This window comes from Rheinheimera sp. B2H12 (genome assembly GCF_059620065.1).
Map to the genome: position 1 here is coordinate 2,886,695 of NZ_CM184363.1, position 18,859 is coordinate 2,905,553.

The window sequence follows — 18,859 nt, forward strand, 5'->3', positions numbered from 1 at the left end:
TTGCAGAAAATTCGCCACAACTTTCATCACGTCATTACAGAGTCGGCAAAGAAAAAATGTGCGAGTAACGGATGTTTGAATCCATAAAACTCGCCATTGCGTGCTTAATTAGATATGTTTTTCAATCTCACTAACATCAATTTTTTTATTTAACGAAACCAATAATTTTATTATTTTTATATCAGTTACAGACTCAAGCCTCGGCACCAAAAAATACGCATCAGATGTATGCAAATAAAAATCAAAATAATGCTCCTGAGAAGATTTTATTACCGACATCGATATTTTGGTAATATCAGACAAATTAAAAGTCTTTAGTACACCATTAACCATAAACTCTGCTTTGAAATCATCAATAAAAACAGAATTTACCTTGTCTCGTTTTTTATAAAAAACTGACAACATGTAACAAAAAGCAAAAGCGATCCCAGGTAATAAATAAAAAAAATAACTCACTGGTCGATTTTGCGAGATTATAAAAATAATTAAAAAAAACATCAGAGAAACTGCAAAAGCCATATTTAGATACTTTTTAGCTATATTTTTATCATCTTCAATAATCGATAGATAAATCACGTCTTGTTAGCTCTTTATTTTATGCAACAAATGCAGTGCAAAATCTTGTTCCAACAGCAGCTCAGCAGCCCCATCACCGTAATAAGCCCAATCAATTAAATACTTCCCTTGCTGGGAAACTGGCAACATAATTAATCGTCGCTGTTTTGAACTTAACACGGTTTGCAATAAAAACACGGTGAGACCTTTATCCTGAAACTTACCAATTACAGTGGCATTTTTTAACTGTTGCAAATCTGCAATAAAAGCGGCTGGCACCTGGTAGAAACGTTCAGGTTTAGCAGACAAGTTCACCGCAGGGATCCCACTCCCTTCGGTTAAATTGGTGGCACAGTCGGAGATAATTTGTTGATACTTTTGTTGCATGGCTATTGATTGATGCTGATCCACATCAAACTCAGCTATTTTCGTCAGACAAGCCAGATTTGGCGCACCAAGTTGCTGCTTCAGATATCTGAGCGCATCTGGTTGACTGTCGATGAACTGAGACTGTTGCTTTCTAACATAAACCTGTAGTGGATCTTGCTGATTACCTGGCGCAGATATCACAAAATCTGCCGTTAGATTGGCACAGGAAGATTGCTTCTGGCCAGTTCTGATATAACTCATAAAACGCGACACTAAATCGACTTTGGCAGCTGACTTATCAAACATTGTGCTGTGCCGGCAACTTGTCATTGTTTCACAGTAAAAAGCGTCCAACAGCAGGCTCTGTTGACCTTGCTGGACATAACTGGTCCAGAACAGCAGATAATTACCCCATCGATAAGCTGATTTGATATCCCAGCGTTCAATTTTACTCAGCGCATCAACCAGACTACGACTTTTGCTCAGTCGCAGTGTGACTTCGGCAGCAGAACCGTCTTTACTGGCATATTGCTGTTGGATCTGGTCGTTGACAGCATTTGTTTTGGCCGCAGCAACCAAATTCGCGATGGCTTTGTGGCCAACGGCAATTTGCTGAGCTGTCGCTTCAGTCATTGCGACCCGCAAAAAACCATCATCGGTATAATCAACACAAGCCTGATCCGCCATAACAGGCATTGCTACACTGAACAATGCTGTAGACAAAGCTGTTAGCCAACATCTATGTAACACGGTTTTTATGCTTTCAACACTCATTACCAGCTCCCGCCCGGATGCAGTTGCATTTGTTCTGTCCAACTGACTGAATATGATTTAAACAATATCTCAAAGCTGCCTGATGCAGTGACCTGCGCGTAGACAGGATTTAATTTAAGAATAAGTAGTCCTGAAGCACCACACTGTGCACCGGATGAAAACGTACCGTTAATAGAACCAGCTAAATTAATACCGGCAAAACCTTTAAAACCGATGGACACTAAGGTCACGCCTTTCTTGCACTTTTCATCTGTTGGGTCTTCACATGAGACAAATTTCATGCTGCCCTGTAATTGCGGCCCCAGATTGGCAGAAAATGAACTTCCAAGGCTGAACGAGCCACAATTTTCTCCCGGGCAATCTATCGCAGTATAATTAACGCTGCCACCTGCATTGATGTTGATATCTGCACCAAGGGCAGATACAAAGAAATCAGCCTTAACGGCATAACCACCGATGACTTTTGGCGGCAGCTCTTTAATGGCCCCCCATGGTACAGTCGCTTTCACTGTACCTTTTACCCCGGCACGGCCATTAAACTTTTTATATGATTTTGCTTCGACCGGATTTTCACAATCCTTACAGCAAGCTTCACCGACCTCCATATTGACCATTAGCTCTGGTGTCAGCTTCGCCTGAAACCAAGGTACAGCGTCAAATTTACGTGAGAAGCCAGTAATTGCATCAATGACAAACTGCGGCGCTGTATTTGAAAAGGTTTGTTTAATTGGACTCGCATCACAATCTGGTCTTTTGCAAACGCCTTTCACGCAACGCAAACAAGATTGTTTCGCAGAACCATCACCACAGGCATTATTTTCTTTAGCAGGTTTTAATTGCTTGTTGTTGCATTCATTACATTTGGCATCTTCTTCACTGATGTCACTGTTACTTTCGACATCAGTCACAGCACCTTGCATACAGCCAGGTTTTTTACAATCGCCTTCAACCGGATCCTTAGCTGGAGCATCACTATCATCAGGAATGGAACCACCACAAGTGGCAGTTTTACAGTCTTCCGGCTGTTGAACTTTCAAGGGCTTTTGATTCTGACCCGGATCTGGCTGACAACTGGTGCCAATACATTTCTGACATTCGGGACAATTTGCTGCAGTGCCTGAACCACCAGGTTGCGATCCACAATGCCAGCCCGCTTTCACAACTCCAACACCTGGATTAGTTTTGATCACAGTCGCGTCTTCAGAAACGGTACCAAGACCGATCGCAACAAACTCTTCCAAATCATGATCATAAGAGTACATTTCAACCTGGGCACCGGCAGCATGGCCATCGACATTGGGCAGGGTTAACCGCGCTGGTGCATCAAACATCGTTCCCGTCGGCTGGATGGTCACAATAAATTGCGGTTGCATCCCATTCGGTGGCGCCATTGGCACTGCAGAGGCATTCACCGCCGTTACCGAGATATACCCTTCCCGTGCTCCATCCGGAAAAGTGACTGAATCCTTAGCAATTTCTAATTTAAAACCAGGATATTTCGCCAGCGTCAACACGACATCCTCTTTTCCGGCGTATACAGCTTCCTTGGTATTGAGTTTCACCATATAAATTGGGGCAGGTAACGGGTTATCGACCCCGGCAATTGTCACTAACCGGAAGCTCAGGCTTGGGAATTCGCCAGCAACGCCAGCAGTTGAGCCGTCGGCTATTAAGTGCACCGGACCCACGGGTACAGAGGTCAGCACAAAGCGGCCGGTAGCATCGGTCCGAGCTTGCCGACTACTGTTTTCCAGGTACATCGTCACTCCCGGGATAGGATTGTCTTGATTATCCAGCACCACACCACTGATTTTAGTCAGACCTGGATCGGCAGCGACAAAAGCACTGGCAGAAAATCCTGCCAGAATTTGTGGTTCTGCCGTATGGTTTACCAAGGTTGCCTGAATTTTTTGCGCATCTAAGCCTTCAAGATCTCCCAACACATAACGCACTGTCGCCCGACCATCGCTATCCGTTGCTACTTCAATACTTTGTTGATTATTTTCAAACTTGCCGTTCCCGCTGACAGTCTCAAATTTGACTCTCGCTCCAGCCACCACATTAGCTCCGGCATCCGTCACCACCGCCACCAACGGCGCTGGCAGCACCTGCCCCACCACGCCACGTTGATTATTGCCCGAGTTAATACTGAGCTTATCGCCCTGAGTGGTGGTCGCTGACGCCGAAAACACCACATCCCCTTCAATCCCTACCGCCGCAACTTTGACTTTATTATTCGCCACCCCGGTGCGCAGGCCAACTTTAAACCTGGTACTCACCACACCCTGTGCATCCGACGTCAGCACCACTGCCCGACCTTCTGTCGCACTGCCCACGGCCACCACACCTGAATCTTGCAGCACCCGGAACACCACCGCTTCCCCTGCCAGCGCCACACCCTGGCTATCCACCACTTTGACCACCAGCGGCTGTGGCAACACCGTATTGATGGCCGCACTTTGGTCTTGCCCCGACACCAGCTCTAACCTTTTACCCACCGCTTGCTGATACACCAGACTGAATTCTTTGCGCTCGGTATTGCCCACCTGATCCGAGGCCACTATCCGGATCAGATTGCTCCCCGCAACCAGCGGCACATTTCGGGCGGCATAACTGCGATTTTTCACTTCCGCCTCGACGCCATTGACCCGCACCTGCGCCTGGCTGGCTTCAATAGTGCCGCGTACAATATCGTTCACCAACCCTGTAATGGTCACTTCTGGCTGATACACCACCTGGCCTTCAGTGTGCGATTCCAGCGTGACATAAGGCGGTGTTAAATCCAGCGACACTGAGACTGTGTCTGTGACTTGCTCTGTGCCAAGACTGGCACTGGCGATGATGGTGTTGTAGCCTTCTGTGACTGTCACTTCGGTACTGAACTGCCCGGATTGATGTGCCACCTGGTTGCCATTGACCACCAGCACCGCATCCGCTTTGTTAATAGTACCTTTGACCAGAACCGGTGAATGCCCCAGCGTCACTAAGGAAAGCGGCGAGGTGATTTTCACCTTCAGTGCATTATCATTACAATCTGGATAATTACCGGCACCATTGCTACAGCCTGGCTGCGCTTGTTCAGGCTGTGGCCTGAACTGGAAGACCTGACTGCCACCGAGGATGGTCAGCGTCAGGCTGACACTGCTGTTGACCGCCAGACTTTGTCCTGTGGCCACCAGCAGTTGATAAGGTCCATCGTTGGTTACACCGGCTTGGTCTTTGAGTTGCACTGTTGGCGTTAAGTTTTGCAGCACCAACCGGATTGGACCGGTTAATGCTGTGGCACTGGTGTTTTTGACCGTTACTTTGACAGTCGCATCCGGCGAGCGGCGGCTTCGCACTGGATTATCAACCTGCACGCTGACTTGATCGCTGATATTGAGCCAACTGGTTGGCTCAGTTGCCGCCGCTGTGGCTGGCCACAATAAGCAACTACAAAGCAAATAGCTCAGCAGCGCACAACTCGGCAAAAAACAGCGAAGCCCTAAACGAAACCCTAAACTTGGTTGGGTTGGCTGCGGCCAAAACCACGATAAAAATCGCGCAACACCAGGGGTCAATCCGGCGCGGGAAATCACATTATCCATCACTGCACCTACAGTAAAAGCTTCCAGTAAAAGCTGCTTGGTCGCACCGTCCCTGGTACTGCTACTGCAAGGTGCGATATCACTTAATTAAAAAATCCGTTGGTATTACAATACTCGCGGTCGTTGCCGTAATCTGAACAGCCACAACAAAGCAGGTAACATTAAAAACATCACAGCAGGAGCCGCAACCTGTTGCTGCCTGCTTTCAAAAGCTAAATTATCCAATGCAAACATATTATTGAAACCATCATTTTCATCGGATAGCTCAAAAGAAATAATAATGTCGTGACCTGCCAACGCAGAAATATCCAACTGCAAACGCTGCGGACTGGCTTTCGCAATCAAGTTGCTGAAAATCAGATCTGATGCCTGACCGGCAGCACTGTACAACGCCAGACTCAAAGAGTCAGTAAACAGGCCGGAACCGCTTTCAGTATCATCCTGACTACGACCGGCTAACATCAAATCAAAAGATAAAAACTGCGTCAATAAAGGTACCGCAATGGCATTACTAAAAGTAAAAAGGCCATTTTCATCGTCGCCCTGCATCAAGACAGCACTTAAAGCGTCAACACCGCTGCCGGTCGATAAAATCGCTTGCCCCTGCACAAACTGTAAACTACCAGAGCCACTTAAATCGACCCAATTGGTAGCACCGGCAGAAAAATCTGCATTCATGATGCCAGCAGATACCGGTAACTGAATGCCTGACAACAGGGCTAGGGTGAAAATTAATTTTTTCAACATACGGCATCCTTTCTCTGATCCTGTGTGAATTAAGCAAACCGCATCGGCTGGTTTGCCGTTGCCCTGTTGCCACTGATCACTTTTTAACCAAGCAAAGGTAGCAAATCAACCGACATAATCAAGGTCAGCGACATGACAATTTTAAGAATTTTCCATTCGACAGCTGCATCGTTTCCATCATCACTTCATGAAAAAGTGACAAATTGAAATTTTGCTTAGATAACGGTTCCAATGAGGAGAGCACTCAAAGGTTGGAACTCAATACGGTTTGAGCGATCGGAGCAGTCGCCAAACAAAAGCTTCACGCAACCGCATTGAGCATGAACAATCTGCAAAGCAGTCGTTGTCATCCTGTTGCCAGGCGAGCAATTGCCGCTTGCGCAGGCTGAAGTAACTCGGATCCATGCCATGCTGTTTTGCAAATGCAGTCTGCGTTAAACCGCTGGTTTTGTGCTGTTCAAGCAGCGCCCGAGCTAAATCAGCGCCAGCCATGGTTCGGATGTTCTGCGGTTCATAAAAAAACCTGCTTGGTGAATGATGCAAACAGGCATGGTGGTTTAGCTAACTGGGGAATATGGGGTTGGTGTTACGCTTACTATCAGACAAACGCAGCCAAATCATCCTCATAACAAACATCTCCAGCTGCGCAGCAATCGCATGGCCATCCGCATTCGCTAACATAATCGCGTTGGCGCATCAAATATCGTCCCTGTCGGCCGAATGGTTACAATAACAATATAGAATTAATATAAAATCATTCAGCTAAATACTTGGCTTATGAAGTGAACGATCACAGCTGAAATTATTTTCAAGGGGTAACTTAAAGAAAGAAAACTTCATGTCTGATTTATAATTAGCGATATGATTATAAACAATAGCCAAATATAAAACATTAGAGAACTGAACCGCTTGTAAATCATAAACAAGTTGCCGTCCGTCACTATCAAACAAGGCAATATTATCTTTTGAATTATTGATTTGCAGCAGCAACCGATCAGAACCTTTACCCTCGACATAACTGGCGAGTTCAATGGTATTTCCACAGCTAAAGTCAGCAATCACCGGCCCTTGTAAGCTTAATTCATTGCTGCGGACGGTTTTGGTCTGCGCATTGGATAACAAAAACTGTTTAGTTTTGTAACCATTCGCAGTTGTTTTTTCAGCCACCACGGCATAATTTGGCCAGCCAAGACTACGGATTGTCATTTTTGCAACCGAATCAAGGGCGGTTTGTTCGAATATCAGTTCAAGCCCTTGTGCTTTAATTTGAAACATGGCAGATAACAAGGCTTGACCTTTACTGCTATTCAATAATATCACTGGGTTTGGGCTGGACTGCAGCGCAGTAACGGCCGTAATTACCTGATCTGCTAACTGCAACCACTGCAATTGACCTTTACTGGCATTGATATTCTGGCGATACAATTGCAACCCCCCCTCTTTCGCAGCAGCATAAATACACTGCTCGGCAGCACAACTGGCATGGGTTGGTTCAAATTCAGTTTTGATGGCTGAAGCGACAGTAAATGTGTGTTTTAATGCATCATATCGATACAGCTGAATATCAGACCCGGTTGCAATCGGGATCACGACGTCCCCCGCCTGGGTTATAGTAAAATCACCGGCCACCAGATGTGCCGCAGCAATGTCACCAACCTGGAGCGACTCAGAGATTTTGCCATTTCGAAAAGCCAATAGCTTAAAAGAATAATCGGCCTGCCCATGATGATTAACTCGCAGCAACGCATAATAACCATCCGCAATGACATTGAACTTTTCAATTTTAACAGCATAACCTTTATAACTTTGTTGAAATACTTGGATTGTTTTTAATTGTTGGGAAGCCGCAAGGTTACAGCAATAACCACAGGATAATACAAACAATAAAACTACCTTTAAAAGATTCAATTTAGTTCTCCGACACTCATTATTTTTTCGGGCAACAATCGCAATGCTGTGTTTGACGCTCTTCATAAGCTGACCGCCCTGCGGCTCTTAGCACAACGTCATACATGATATTGACGGCAGTACCACATTTACGCTGTTCGGTAAAATACTCATCGCAAAGTGGCTGATTAAACATATCAGTCCGGCCAATCAAATGTGCCGGGCAATCCTGAGGATAGCCGCGTTGACATTCCAGACCACCCGCCGCCACCAGCGCATCGTCACACACAGTCCGGTCAGAGCCGCAGGTCTGGTAACACAGATCGTGTTTGTTACAGGATAAGGTCACTTGTGCATGATCTCGCCAACCGATGCCGGGTTGTGGCCGACCCCAGGTAGGTAGACTGACATAAAATTCAAAATCCTCGGCCAAGGCAGTTTCGATATAGTTACTTTCCAGATCTTGAATGCCTGGCCCGGAACAACCATCAATCGGATGTATTAACGTCTCATCCTGCACTCTGTTAGGGCACTGGGCGAGCAATTTAGCATATTCAGCCTGTTTCACCGGCACTGGCTGGCCTTCAAAGCAACATTCGCTGTTGTCCTTGGTTCTGCCGTTAGCTTGATTGGTCAGTTGACCGCTACGGCATTGTTTGCATTTTTCATCTTCTGGTTTAATGTCTTTATCATCATTTTCTTTCGCCAGATCCGGCACCATGCCATCGCAACCCGGCTTTTTACAATCGCCCTTGATGCGGTCTGTTTTCGGCACATCTGCACTATTTTCTTTTGGTCCGCCACAGGTGGCTGTTTGACAGTCTTCCGGCGTTTGCGCTTTTAACGGCACATCTTTTTGCGCCGGATCATTGACACAAGTGGTGCCATCACATTTAAAACAGGTTGGACATTGGGCCGCTGTGCCTGAGCCGCCCGGCTGAGAACCACAATGCCAGCCCGCTTTCACCACCCCAACGCCCGGGTTTGACCGGATTGTCGTGCCATCTTCACTGACCGTACCTAAACCTATGGCAACAAATTCTTCTAAGTCATGATCATACGAGTACATTTCCACCTGCGCACCTATCGCATGGCCATCCACATTCGGTAACGACAACCGAGCTGGTGCATCAAACATCGTACCCGTCGGCTGGATGGTCACAATAAATTGCGGTTGCATCCCATTCGGTGGCGCCATTGGCACTGCAGAGGCATTCACCGCTGTAACCGAGATATACCCCTCCCGTGCTCCATCCGGAAAGGTCACTGAATCCTTGGCAATTTCCAATTGAAAACCCGGATATTTCGTAAGCCTCAGCACCACATCTTCCTTGCCTGCGTACACTGCTTCTTTGGTGTTCAGTTTCACCATATAAATCGGCGCCGCTAACGGGTTATCTACCCCGGCAATGGTCACCAGCCGGAAACTCAGGCTTGGGAACTCGCCGGCAACAGTCGCTGTGGAACCATCTGCCACCAGATGAACCGGCCCCACCGGTACTGAGTTGATGACAAAACGGCCCTGCTCATTACTTTGCGCTTTGCGACTGGTCCCTTCAAGATACAGCGTCACGCCAGGCAACGGATTGTCCTGATTATCCAACACCACACCACTCACTGACGTCTGCCCGGCATCTGCCAGCCTGAACGCCGTCGCATTAAACCCTGCCAGCACGGGCTGCGTCCCTGCTGCATCCAATAAAGTCGCACGGATATGCTGCGCATCTAAGCCTTCAAGATCTCCCAACACATAACGCACTGTCGCCCGACCATCGCTATCCGTTGCTACTTCAATACTTTGTTGATTATTTTCAAACTTGCCGTTCCCGCTGACAGTCTCAAATTTGACTCTCGCTCCAGCCACCACATTAGCCCCGGCATCCGTCACCACCGCCACCAACGGCGCTGGCAGCACCTGCCCCACCACGCCACGTTGATTATTGCCCGAGTTAATACTGAGCTTATCGCCCTGAGTGGTGGTCGCTGACGCCGAAAACACCACATCCCCTTCAATCCCTACCGCCGCAACTTTGACTTTATTATTCGCCACCCCGGTGCGCAGGCCAACTTTAAACCTGGTACTCACCACACCCTGTGCATCCGACGTCAGCACCACTGCCCGACCTTCTGTCGCACTGCCCACGGCCACCACACCTGAATCTTGCAGCACCCGGAACACCACCGCTTCCCCTGCCAGCGCCACACCCTGGCTATCCACCACTTTGACCACCAGCGGCTGTGGCAACACCGTATTGATGGCCGCACTTTGGTCTTGCCCCGACACCAGCTCTAACCTTTTACCCACCGCTTGCTGATACACCAGACTGAATTCTTTGCGCTCGGTATTGCCCACCTGATCCGAGGCCACTATCCGGATCAGATTGCTCCCCGCAACCAGCGGCACATTTCGGGCGGCATAACTGCGATTTTTCACTTCCGCCTCGACGCCATTGACCCGCACCTGCGCCTGGCTGGCTTCAATAGTGCCGCGTACAATATCGTTCACCAACCCTGTAATGGTCACTTCTGGCTGATACACCACCTGGCCTTCAGTGTGCGATTCCAGCGTGACATAAGGCGGCGTTAAATCCAGCGACACTGAGACTGTGTCTGTGACTTGCTCTGTGCCAAGACTGGCACTGGCGATGATGGTGTTGTAGCCTTCTGTGACTGTCACTTCAGTGCTGAACTGCCCGGATTGATGTGCCACCTGATTGCCATTGACCACCAGCACCGCATCCGCTTTGTTAATAGTACCTTTGACCAGAACCGGTGAATGCCCCAGCGTCACTAAGGAAAGCGGCGAGGTGATTTTCACCTTCAGTGCATTATCATTACAATCTGGATAATTACCGGCTCCATTGCTACAGCCTGGCTGCGCTTGTTCTGGCTGTGGTCTGAACTGGAAGACCTGACTGCCACCGAGGATAGTCAGCGTCAGGCTGACACTGCTGTTGACCGCCAGACTTTGTCCTGTGGCCACCAGCAGTTGATAAGGTCCATCGTTGGTTACACCGGCTTGGTCTTTGAGTTGCACCGTTGGCGTTAAGTTTTGCAGCACCAACCGGATTGGACCGGTTAACGCTGTGGCACTGGTGTTTTTGACCGTTACTTTGACAGTCGCATCCGGCGAGCGGCGGCTTCGCACTGGATTATCAACCTGCACGCTGACTTGATCGCTGATATTGAGCCAACTGGCTGGCTCAGTTGCCGCCGCTGTGGCTGGCCACAATAAGCAACTACAAAGCAAATAGCTCAGCAGCGCACAACTCGGCAAAAAACAGCGAAGCCCTAAACGAAGTCCTAAACTTGGTTGGGCTGGCTGCGGCCAAAACCACGATAAAAATCGCGCAACACCAGGGGTCAATCCGGCGCGGGAAATCACATTATCCATCACTGCACCTACAGTAAAAGCTTCCAGTAAAAGCTGCTTGGTCGCACCGTCCCTGGTACTGCTACTGCAAGGTGCAGAAACCTGCGAAGAAATGTGCATCATATCAGGTACAACACATCGTCTAAACTTTTCAAAACAATGGCCAGAACTTTGATCCTCACGCTTAATAGCGCAAGCTTCTGCATCAACCGCCTGCCACGCTGAACGCTTTTGACCCATGAAAGTTAGCAAAGCATCACCCCCTGTCAAGCACGCAGCAACAACAATTTGCCACTGCCGTCAGGTCGCACCGGCAAACATACTGCAGAGTGAACCCCGGCGGGGTTGACTGAATAGATCTGCAGGGTTTCAAAGCAAAACTTTGCTACTCCCCTTCACAGCGGGAAATAATACTAGTTGTGGCCCTAAAGCTTGGTTATGATAACCATCGTTGAAAATAATTGTCATTTAACAGGAGTTTATATGCGTATTCTCGTTGCAGCGCTGGGCCTTAGTGCCGCTTTTACTGCTCAGGCCAACTGGCAGCTTGATCCGGCCAATTCACAACTGCGTTTTGTTTCAGTGAAAAATTCAGTGGTGGCTGAGGTACACAGCCTGAAACAATTATCAGGACAATGGGCCAATGATGGCAAAGTCAGCATCAGCATCCCGGTGACATCTGTTGACACCCTGATCCCAATCCGCAATGAGCGGATACTGGAGCATGTGTTTCAGGCGGCAAAATTTCCAAATATCACCGCAACGACCACTATTGAACCGAAATTACTGGCCGATTTGATGGTCGGTGCATCGATGCAACACAACACCGAACTCGCGCTGACCTTGTTAGATCAAACACAAACGCTACCGGTGCAACTGACGCTGACGAAACTGGCCGATGGTAAAATTCAAGCCAGCACCCTAGCCCCGGTGATAGTCAATAGTGCCAGTTTTAAGCTTGATGGCGGTGTACACAAATTGCAGGAACTGGCCAAGCTGAATGATATCAGCCTGTTGGTGCCAGTCACTTTCAGTGTGGAATTTAAACGTTAAGCAGCTTTTAGTGGTGTGGGGTCGTCGCCGACCCCATTTTTACTTATTAAAACAACCAGTGCGCCATCAAAGCAATCACCGGCAGGGTGATCAAAGTCCGCAGAATAAAAATCAGTAATAAATCCCAAAAGTTAACCGGAATTTTGCTGCCAAGCAACAAGGCCCCCACTTCAGACATATAAATCAGTTGGGTCACTGACAAAGCTGCGATGACAAAACGCGTCATCTCAGATGGGATCGCAGTCACCAGAATTGAAGGCACAAACATATCCGCAAAGCCAACCATAATGGCCTTGGATGCTTCATCGGCAAATGGGATCTGCAGCAATTCCAGTAATGGCACAAATGGCGCCCCCAACCAGCCAAACAGCGGGGTATATTCGGCGACTATTAAGGCAAAAGTACCCACCGCCATAATCACCGGCAGCACGCCAAACACCATATCCAAGGCGTTATGCACACCTTCTTTCAGCGTCTGCCCCAAACCCGGCGCCTGACTGGCCCGATGCAGACCATGCTGACAAGCCCGCCGCCAGACCGAATGCTGATCAAACTGACCGCCTTCTGCCTGCATCTGATCTATCCCAGTGATATAGGTATCCTTTTTCCGGCTCAGTGGCGGTAAATAGGGCAACACAATAGCCGCCACAACACCAGCCAGACAGATAGTGCCGTAAAACTGCACAAACATATGCTCCAGCTTGACCTGGCCCAGCACCACCAGACAGAAAGTAACTGAAACGGCAGAGAAAGTCGTGCCAATCACTGCCGCTTCGCGGGCCGTGTAATAACCAGCTTCATATTGTTTACTGGTCAGCAAAATGCCAACACTACCATCACCGAGCCAGGACGCGATACAATCCACCGCTGAGCGACCTGGCAACCGAAACACTGGCCGCATAATTTTGGTCATCAAGGTGCCCACCAGCTCGAGCAAACCAAAATTGAGCAGCAAGGGCAGTAACAAACCGGCAAAAACAAAAACGCAAAATAAAATCGGCATCAGATCAGCAAATACTAGACCGCCGGTCGCTTTACTGGTGATAAATTCCGGGCCTGTGTCTGTCGCGACCAGCAGGATAAACAGCGCGCCAATCAATCGCACCGTCAGCCAAATCCAGCCGGGACAAAATAGTTTTTGCCAGAAACTGTCAGTGGCTGGCGGATGGCGCCGCACACTGCAGCCAAGAGTTAACAGCGCAGAGCTGACGACAATGCCGGTTAATAACCACGGCATCCAGCCGGCCAACGCACTTTTCAGGCTATTGGCAAGCATCGCCACCGGAATAGTCAAACCTTGCTCGGTGGTAATCGGCGTCATAAATAAAAATAAGCCGAGTAATGAAGGAATAACCAAGACTGCCAGGTTACGCCAGCTGAAATAATGTTTTGTCATGTAATAGTTCTTCTACGAAATTGAGCCTAAGAGTAATGACTTTAGTGGCTAAAGTCACTCACCCTTGCTGCAGTGCCTGCGCGGTTGCTTATAAATGCAGCGAGCCGGGGCAGTCATTGCTGCCGAACGGCTGACATGATACGAAATAATACGGTTTTTAATTTAATTCGATAAAGGACAATCCGAGCTGGTAAATATCTTCACCTTCCTGAGCGCAGCGCACTACTTTGGCATGTGCATCCAGCGGCGCAATACTGCTGTTGGTCGACTCCAGCCGTAAGTGCAGCAGTGTCCCCATTTCCAGCGGCTCGTCCACTTCAACCTGCATGCCATTCGCGCTGAGATCCCGACAGATGCCTGACAACACCCGGCCTGATTCCGGATCGTTAATCATCATTTGCACTTCAGTGTTCACCATCATCCGAAAATAGTGACGTTTATCGTTTCGACTCAGCATGACATCCCCTGCCGCTTAACAAAAACCTGCCTTGTTTATAATAGTTTCACCCGCTGCTGTAAAGCGCTGTTTGCAGTTTGCCTGCGCCTCAGCCAGCGCAGCACTGGCAACAACAGCGCTGTTATTTCAGCTCTTGCACTGCCAGTAACACCCGTTTGGCTGAGATCGGATATGGCGTACCGAGCTGCTGAGCAAACAAGGATACTTTCAGCTCTTCGAGCATCCAGCGGATGGCTAATGCTTCTGCGGGGATCAACTTACCGGAATATTTCCCCAGCAGCGCCTGATAGGCATCACTGGCTTTTTGATACTCGTGCATCATTAACCGATCGCGCTGCGGATCCACCGGCAGTTTTTCCAGTCGTTTTTGCAACGCCGCCAGATAACGCCGCACGTCATCAAGCTTGGCCGCACCATGCGCTGTGACAAAACCTTTAAACAACAAGCTATCCAGTTGCAACTTAATATCAGCATTGGCGTATGCCAGCGCCAAATCGAGCCGGCCACGCAATTTCTTCGAAACATCATGTCCAATGGTCAGAATTTGCTCGACTTTCAGCGCAATACTCACCACCCGTTCACCGATATCGGCCCGGACCTGGTCACGCAACTGGCGAAAATCTTCATCACTTTGTGGCCAAGGCGCTTCAGTCACCAGACTGTCGATACCGGCCGCAATACAGTCATCAATCAGCTCCAGCACTTTGCCAAACGGATTAAAATACAAGCCAAGTTTGGCTTTATTCGGCAGGGATTCCTGCAGATATTTCACCGGCGACGGAATGTTTAATAACAACAACCGACGTAAACCCAAGGCGGATAACTGTCTGGCCTGCTCCGGATTATCCAGCAGCTTGATGGAGACACTGTGTTTATCGTCCACCAGTGCCGGGAAAGCTTTAATTTCATAGCCACTTTGAACTTTGATGTATTCACGGGGTAATTCACCAAAGCTCCAATCCGTCAGCCGGTCTTGTTCAATGCCCTGCTCGGCAACGGCGCTCAGCGTCTGCTGAACCTTGCCTTGTAGCTCTTGTTTTAACAAATCCAGTGAACGGCCTTGTTTGAGCGTGTGCCCCTGGTCATCCACCACCTTAAAGTTAAATTTAAGATGCGGCTCCAACAGCGTCAGCTCAAAACTGCCATCCGGGATAGTGATGCCACTCATCCGTTTCAACCGCTGACACATCACCTCCAACAATGGCCCTTCGCTTGGCTGCATACTTTGCAGCAGCGCGTCGGCATAGTTCGGCGCTGGCACAAAATTGCGACGCAATACTTTGGGCAATGCTTTAATCAAGGCCACCAGCAATTCATGCCGCAGCCCCGGGATCAGCCAATCAAAGCCTTCATTTTTTACCTGGTTGAGCAGTGTTAGTGGAATAATCAGGCTGACACCATCATCCGGCGCGCCTGGTGAAAAATGATATTCCAGTGGCAGAGTCAGATTGCCCTGCCGCCAGAACTCCGGATAACTGTCGGCTGTGACAGCTTCGGCACCATGTTTTTTTAAGCTATCAGGATCAAAATTGAGATATTTCGCGTCTTTTTTCTGCTGCTCACGCCACCATTTCGCGAAATCGACGCGGTTATTGGCAAATTGCGGCACTTTTTCCGCATAAAAACCCGCCAGCGTTTCTTCATCCACCAAAATGTCGCGGCGACGGGATTTATCTTCCAGTTCAGTTACATCGTCAATCAAGCGCTGGTTATGCGCCAAAAAGGCTTCTTTAGTGCCAAGTTCCTGATTCACCAAGGCTTCGCGGATAAACAGCTGATGACAAAGCGCCGGCTCAATTTTGCTGTAAAGCACGGCTCTTTTCGCAACAATGACCAGACCGTATAAAGTCACCTGTTCGTAGGCAATAACGGCACCACGTTTTTTCTCCCAATGTGGCTCACTGTAGCTACGATTAACCAGATGCTGCGCCAGCGGTTCAATCCACTCCGGCTCAATTTTGGCAAGGGTTCTGGCATACAAACGGCTGGTTTCGACCAGTTCGGCGCTCATCACCCACTTGGGTTTGCGTTTAAATAAACCACTGCCCGGAAACACATAAAAGCGACTTTGACGCGGCCCCAGATAATCGCTGTCGACATCACGAGTCCCAATCTGCCCCAGTAAGCCGGTTAATAAACTGCTGTGAATGCTATGATAATCAGCCACCTGCTCGTTCAGCTTTAGCTGAAGTTCCTGCACCACTTGTGACAACTGACCGAATAGATCCTGCCATTCCCGCACCCGTAAATAATTCAGCAGCTCCATTTTGCACATTCGGCGGAACTGGTTATTGCTCAGCGCATCTTGCTGTTGTTGCAGGTAATCCCACAATTTTAAATAGGTGGCAAAATCTGAGTCCGGATCGGTAAAACGGCCATGTAATTCATCGGCTTTTTGCTGTTTATCGAGCGGTCTTTCCCGTGGATCCTGGATCGACAAAGCCGCCGTGATCACCAGCACCTCACGCAAACAATGGTTACCGGCAGCGGCTAAAATCATCCGGGCCAGTTTGGGATCAACCGGCAAGCGGCTGAGTTGTTTGCCCAAGGGTGCCAATTGCAGCCCTTCCTGCCGGCCCGGTGTTAACGCACCCAGCTCTTCGAGCAACTTGATACCGTCATTGATAAAACGGCTGTCCGGCTTTTGTAAAAACGGGAATTGTTGAATGTCGCCAAGACCGAGCGCCAACATTTGCAAAATGACCGAGGCTAAATTGGTTCGCAGGATTTCCGGATCGGTAAATTCAGGCCGGCTGAGGAAATCCTCTTCGCTATACAACCGAATACAAATACCGGCGGCCACCCGGCCACAACGACCTTTACGCTGATTGGCGCTGGCCTGACTGACCGCTTCAATCGGCAGTTGTTGCACCTTGGAGCGATAACTATAACGGGATAACCGCGCTGTCCCCGGGTCAATCACATACCGAATGCCCGGCACCGTCAGAGACGTTTCTGCCACGTTTGTCGCCAGCACAATACGACGGCCCGGATGGCTTTGGAAAATACGGTTTTGTTCGGCCGCACTTAATCGGGCATAAAGCGGCAACACTTCGGTGTGCGGCAGCTTTTGTTTTTCCAGCGCATCGGCGGTGTCGCGAATTTCGCGTTCACCATTTAGGAAAATTAAAATATCGCCCGGCGGTTCGCGGTACAGCTCATTGACGGCATCAAAAATCGCTTGCAGTTGATCGGCATCTTTATCTTCATTTTCAGTAGCTGGCCGGTAACGCACTTCCACCGGATAAGTGCGGCCTGACACTTCAATCACAGGTGCATCGTTAAAATGTTTCGAAAACCGCTGCGGGTCAATCGTCGCCGATGTGATGATAATTTTCAGATCAGGTCGTTTTGGCAATAGTTGCTTCAGGTAACCTAGCAGAAAATCGATATTCAGACTGCGCTCATGCGCTTCGTCGATGATGATGGTGTCATATTGATTTAAAAAGCGGTCTTGCTGAATTTCTGCCAGCAGAATACCGTCCGTCATCAGCTTAATATGCGATTGTGGTGAACTGTGATCGCCAAAACGGATTTTAAAACCAACCTGCTGACCGAGCTGGCATTGCAGTTCATCCGCCAGTCGTTGCGCCACACTGCGCGCCGCCAGCCGTCTGGGTTGGGTATGGCCGATAAAACCTTTGATACCACGGCCGAGTTCCAGGCATATTTTCGGCAATTGGGTAGTTTTACCTGAGCCGGTTTCACCGGCCACAATCACCACCTGATGCGCCGCAATGGCGGCTTTAATATCTTCACGCTTGCCAACCACCGGCAGCTCGGCCGGGTAACGGATCGCCGGCAGACTTTGCTGGCGCTGCTGATATAAAGTTTTTGACCGCAGGATGTCCTGACTGATTTTTTCCAGTTGTGCCTGCTGCTGCGAAGAAGGCAGTTTTTTCAGACCATGCAGCCGCTTGCGCAGACCAAATTGATCTTTGTTCATACAATGGGTTAATTCAGCGAGTAACGCCGCAGCGGACTCCACTTGTGCAGGTACAACAGTCAAAACAACACCCTCATGCTGGCAAGGGCGGTATGCTAACTTGTTTGGCAGGGCAAAATCCAGCAATGCCGCCGTTTCAGTGCTCAAAGACTGGGTCATACCACCACGGCAGTCTGAATTGCAGTAGTTGGTTACGACAGTGCGATGGCGGTAACTGGATCAGAACATCAATCAACTCACAGCGCGATAATGGGAATGCAGTTCCTGATCTATCGCTCTGAGCACATCGGTACGGCTGATCACGCCAACCAAGACCCCATTATCATCGACCACCGGATAAATCTTCGGTTTGGCACCAAGCATTTGCTGCGCCAAATCAATAATGCCGGTATAAGGTTTCACCGTCAGTACTTCAGTGCGCATCACATCACGGACATGGGCACTGACCTGATCATGATAAGAAGACAATAACATCCGCTGCAGACAATCTTGCTCTGATAAAAATCCGACCACTTTTTTGTCTTTGTCGATGACAGGTCCGCCCAGCTGACCAGCATCTGTTAATAAATCAACCGCAGTTTCCAGCGTCATCTCTGCGGTAAAAGTGACGGGATGGAGATTCATCTGATCGGACACTTTAAGTAAATTCATCTACGCCCCCTTGGTTTTGCAGCTATCACCAGCACGCCTGATGTCAGGGTCAACTCAGGCCAAC

At 48.9% G+C, this 18,859-nt stretch carries 11 protein-coding genes; 1 reads left to right on the forward strand and 10 read right to left on the reverse strand.

Features of this window, described 5'->3' with window-relative positions; translation table 11 throughout:
• Positions 1–108 precede the first annotated feature (108 nt).
• The 6 genes from AC53GJ_RS12470 to AC53GJ_RS12495 all read right to left on the reverse strand — a co-directional run bounded on the left by AC53GJ_RS12470 (position 109) and on the right by AC53GJ_RS12495 (position 11,151).
• Entirely contained in the window at positions 109–576 is a 468-nt protein-coding gene (locus AC53GJ_RS12470) for a hypothetical protein (RefSeq protein WP_496728028.1), read from the reverse strand.
• Between the two features lie 6 nt (positions 577–582).
• Entirely contained in the window at positions 583–1,698 is a 1,116-nt protein-coding gene (locus AC53GJ_RS12475; RefSeq protein ID WP_496728029.1) for a hypothetical protein, read from the reverse strand.
• Positions 1,698–5,123 (reverse strand): carboxypeptidase regulatory-like domain-containing protein, encoded by a 3,426-nt coding sequence (locus tag AC53GJ_RS12480; protein ID WP_496728030.1) that lies wholly within the window; start codon positions 5,121–5,123, stop codon positions 1,698–1,700. The genes AC53GJ_RS12475 and AC53GJ_RS12480 overlap by 1 nt, the downstream gene beginning before the upstream one ends.
• Positions 5,124–5,390: 267 nt before the next feature.
• Positions 5,391–6,032, reverse strand: a complete 642-nt coding sequence (locus AC53GJ_RS12485) for a hypothetical protein (protein WP_496728031.1) — start codon at positions 6,030–6,032, stop codon at positions 5,391–5,393.
• 762 nt (positions 6,033–6,794) lie between these two features.
• Positions 6,795–8,006 carry a hypothetical protein gene (locus tag AC53GJ_RS12490; protein WP_496728032.1) on the reverse strand — a complete coding sequence of 404 codons (1,212 nt, stop codon included), beginning with the start codon at positions 8,004–8,006 and terminating at the stop codon, positions 6,795–6,797.
• Complete coding sequence (locus tag AC53GJ_RS12495) at positions 7,960–11,151, reverse strand: carboxypeptidase-like regulatory domain-containing protein (protein WP_496728033.1); 3,192 nt, start codon at positions 11,149–11,151, stop codon at positions 7,960–7,962. The genes AC53GJ_RS12490 and AC53GJ_RS12495 overlap by 47 nt, the downstream gene beginning before the upstream one ends.
• Before the next feature lie 624 nt (positions 11,152–11,775).
• On the opposite strand from AC53GJ_RS12495, the gene AC53GJ_RS12500 reads away from it, so the two are divergent.
• The gene (locus tag AC53GJ_RS12500) at positions 11,776–12,345 is read left to right on the forward strand and encodes a YceI family protein (protein WP_496728034.1); all 570 of its coding nucleotides are present in this window, start codon (positions 11,776–11,778) and stop codon (positions 12,343–12,345) included.
• Between the two features lie 46 nt (positions 12,346–12,391).
• Here AC53GJ_RS12500 and AC53GJ_RS12505 read toward each other — a convergent pair whose 3' ends face one another.
• The 4 genes from AC53GJ_RS12505 to AC53GJ_RS12520 all read right to left on the reverse strand — a co-directional run bounded on the left by AC53GJ_RS12505 (position 12,392) and on the right by AC53GJ_RS12520 (position 18,795).
• Entirely contained in the window at positions 12,392–13,741 is a 1,350-nt protein-coding gene (locus tag AC53GJ_RS12505; RefSeq protein ID WP_496728035.1) for a YjiH family protein, read from the reverse strand.
• Positions 13,742–13,898: 157 nt separating this feature from the next.
• The gene (locus AC53GJ_RS12510; RefSeq protein ID WP_496728036.1) at positions 13,899–14,198 is read right to left on the reverse strand and encodes a PilZ domain-containing protein; all 300 of its coding nucleotides are present in this window, start codon (positions 14,196–14,198) and stop codon (positions 13,899–13,901) included.
• A gap of 121 nt (positions 14,199–14,319) precedes the next feature.
• The gene (gene hrpA, locus AC53GJ_RS12515; RefSeq protein WP_496728037.1) at positions 14,320–18,207 is read right to left on the reverse strand and encodes an ATP-dependent RNA helicase HrpA; all 3,888 of its coding nucleotides are present in this window, start codon (positions 18,205–18,207) and stop codon (positions 14,320–14,322) included.
• Between the two features lie 168 nt (positions 18,208–18,375).
• Positions 18,376–18,795: a CBS domain-containing protein gene (locus AC53GJ_RS12520; RefSeq protein WP_496728038.1), complete on the reverse strand. Its 420-nt coding sequence runs from the start codon at positions 18,793–18,795 to the stop codon at positions 18,376–18,378.
• Between the last annotated feature and the right edge of the window lie 64 nt (positions 18,796–18,859).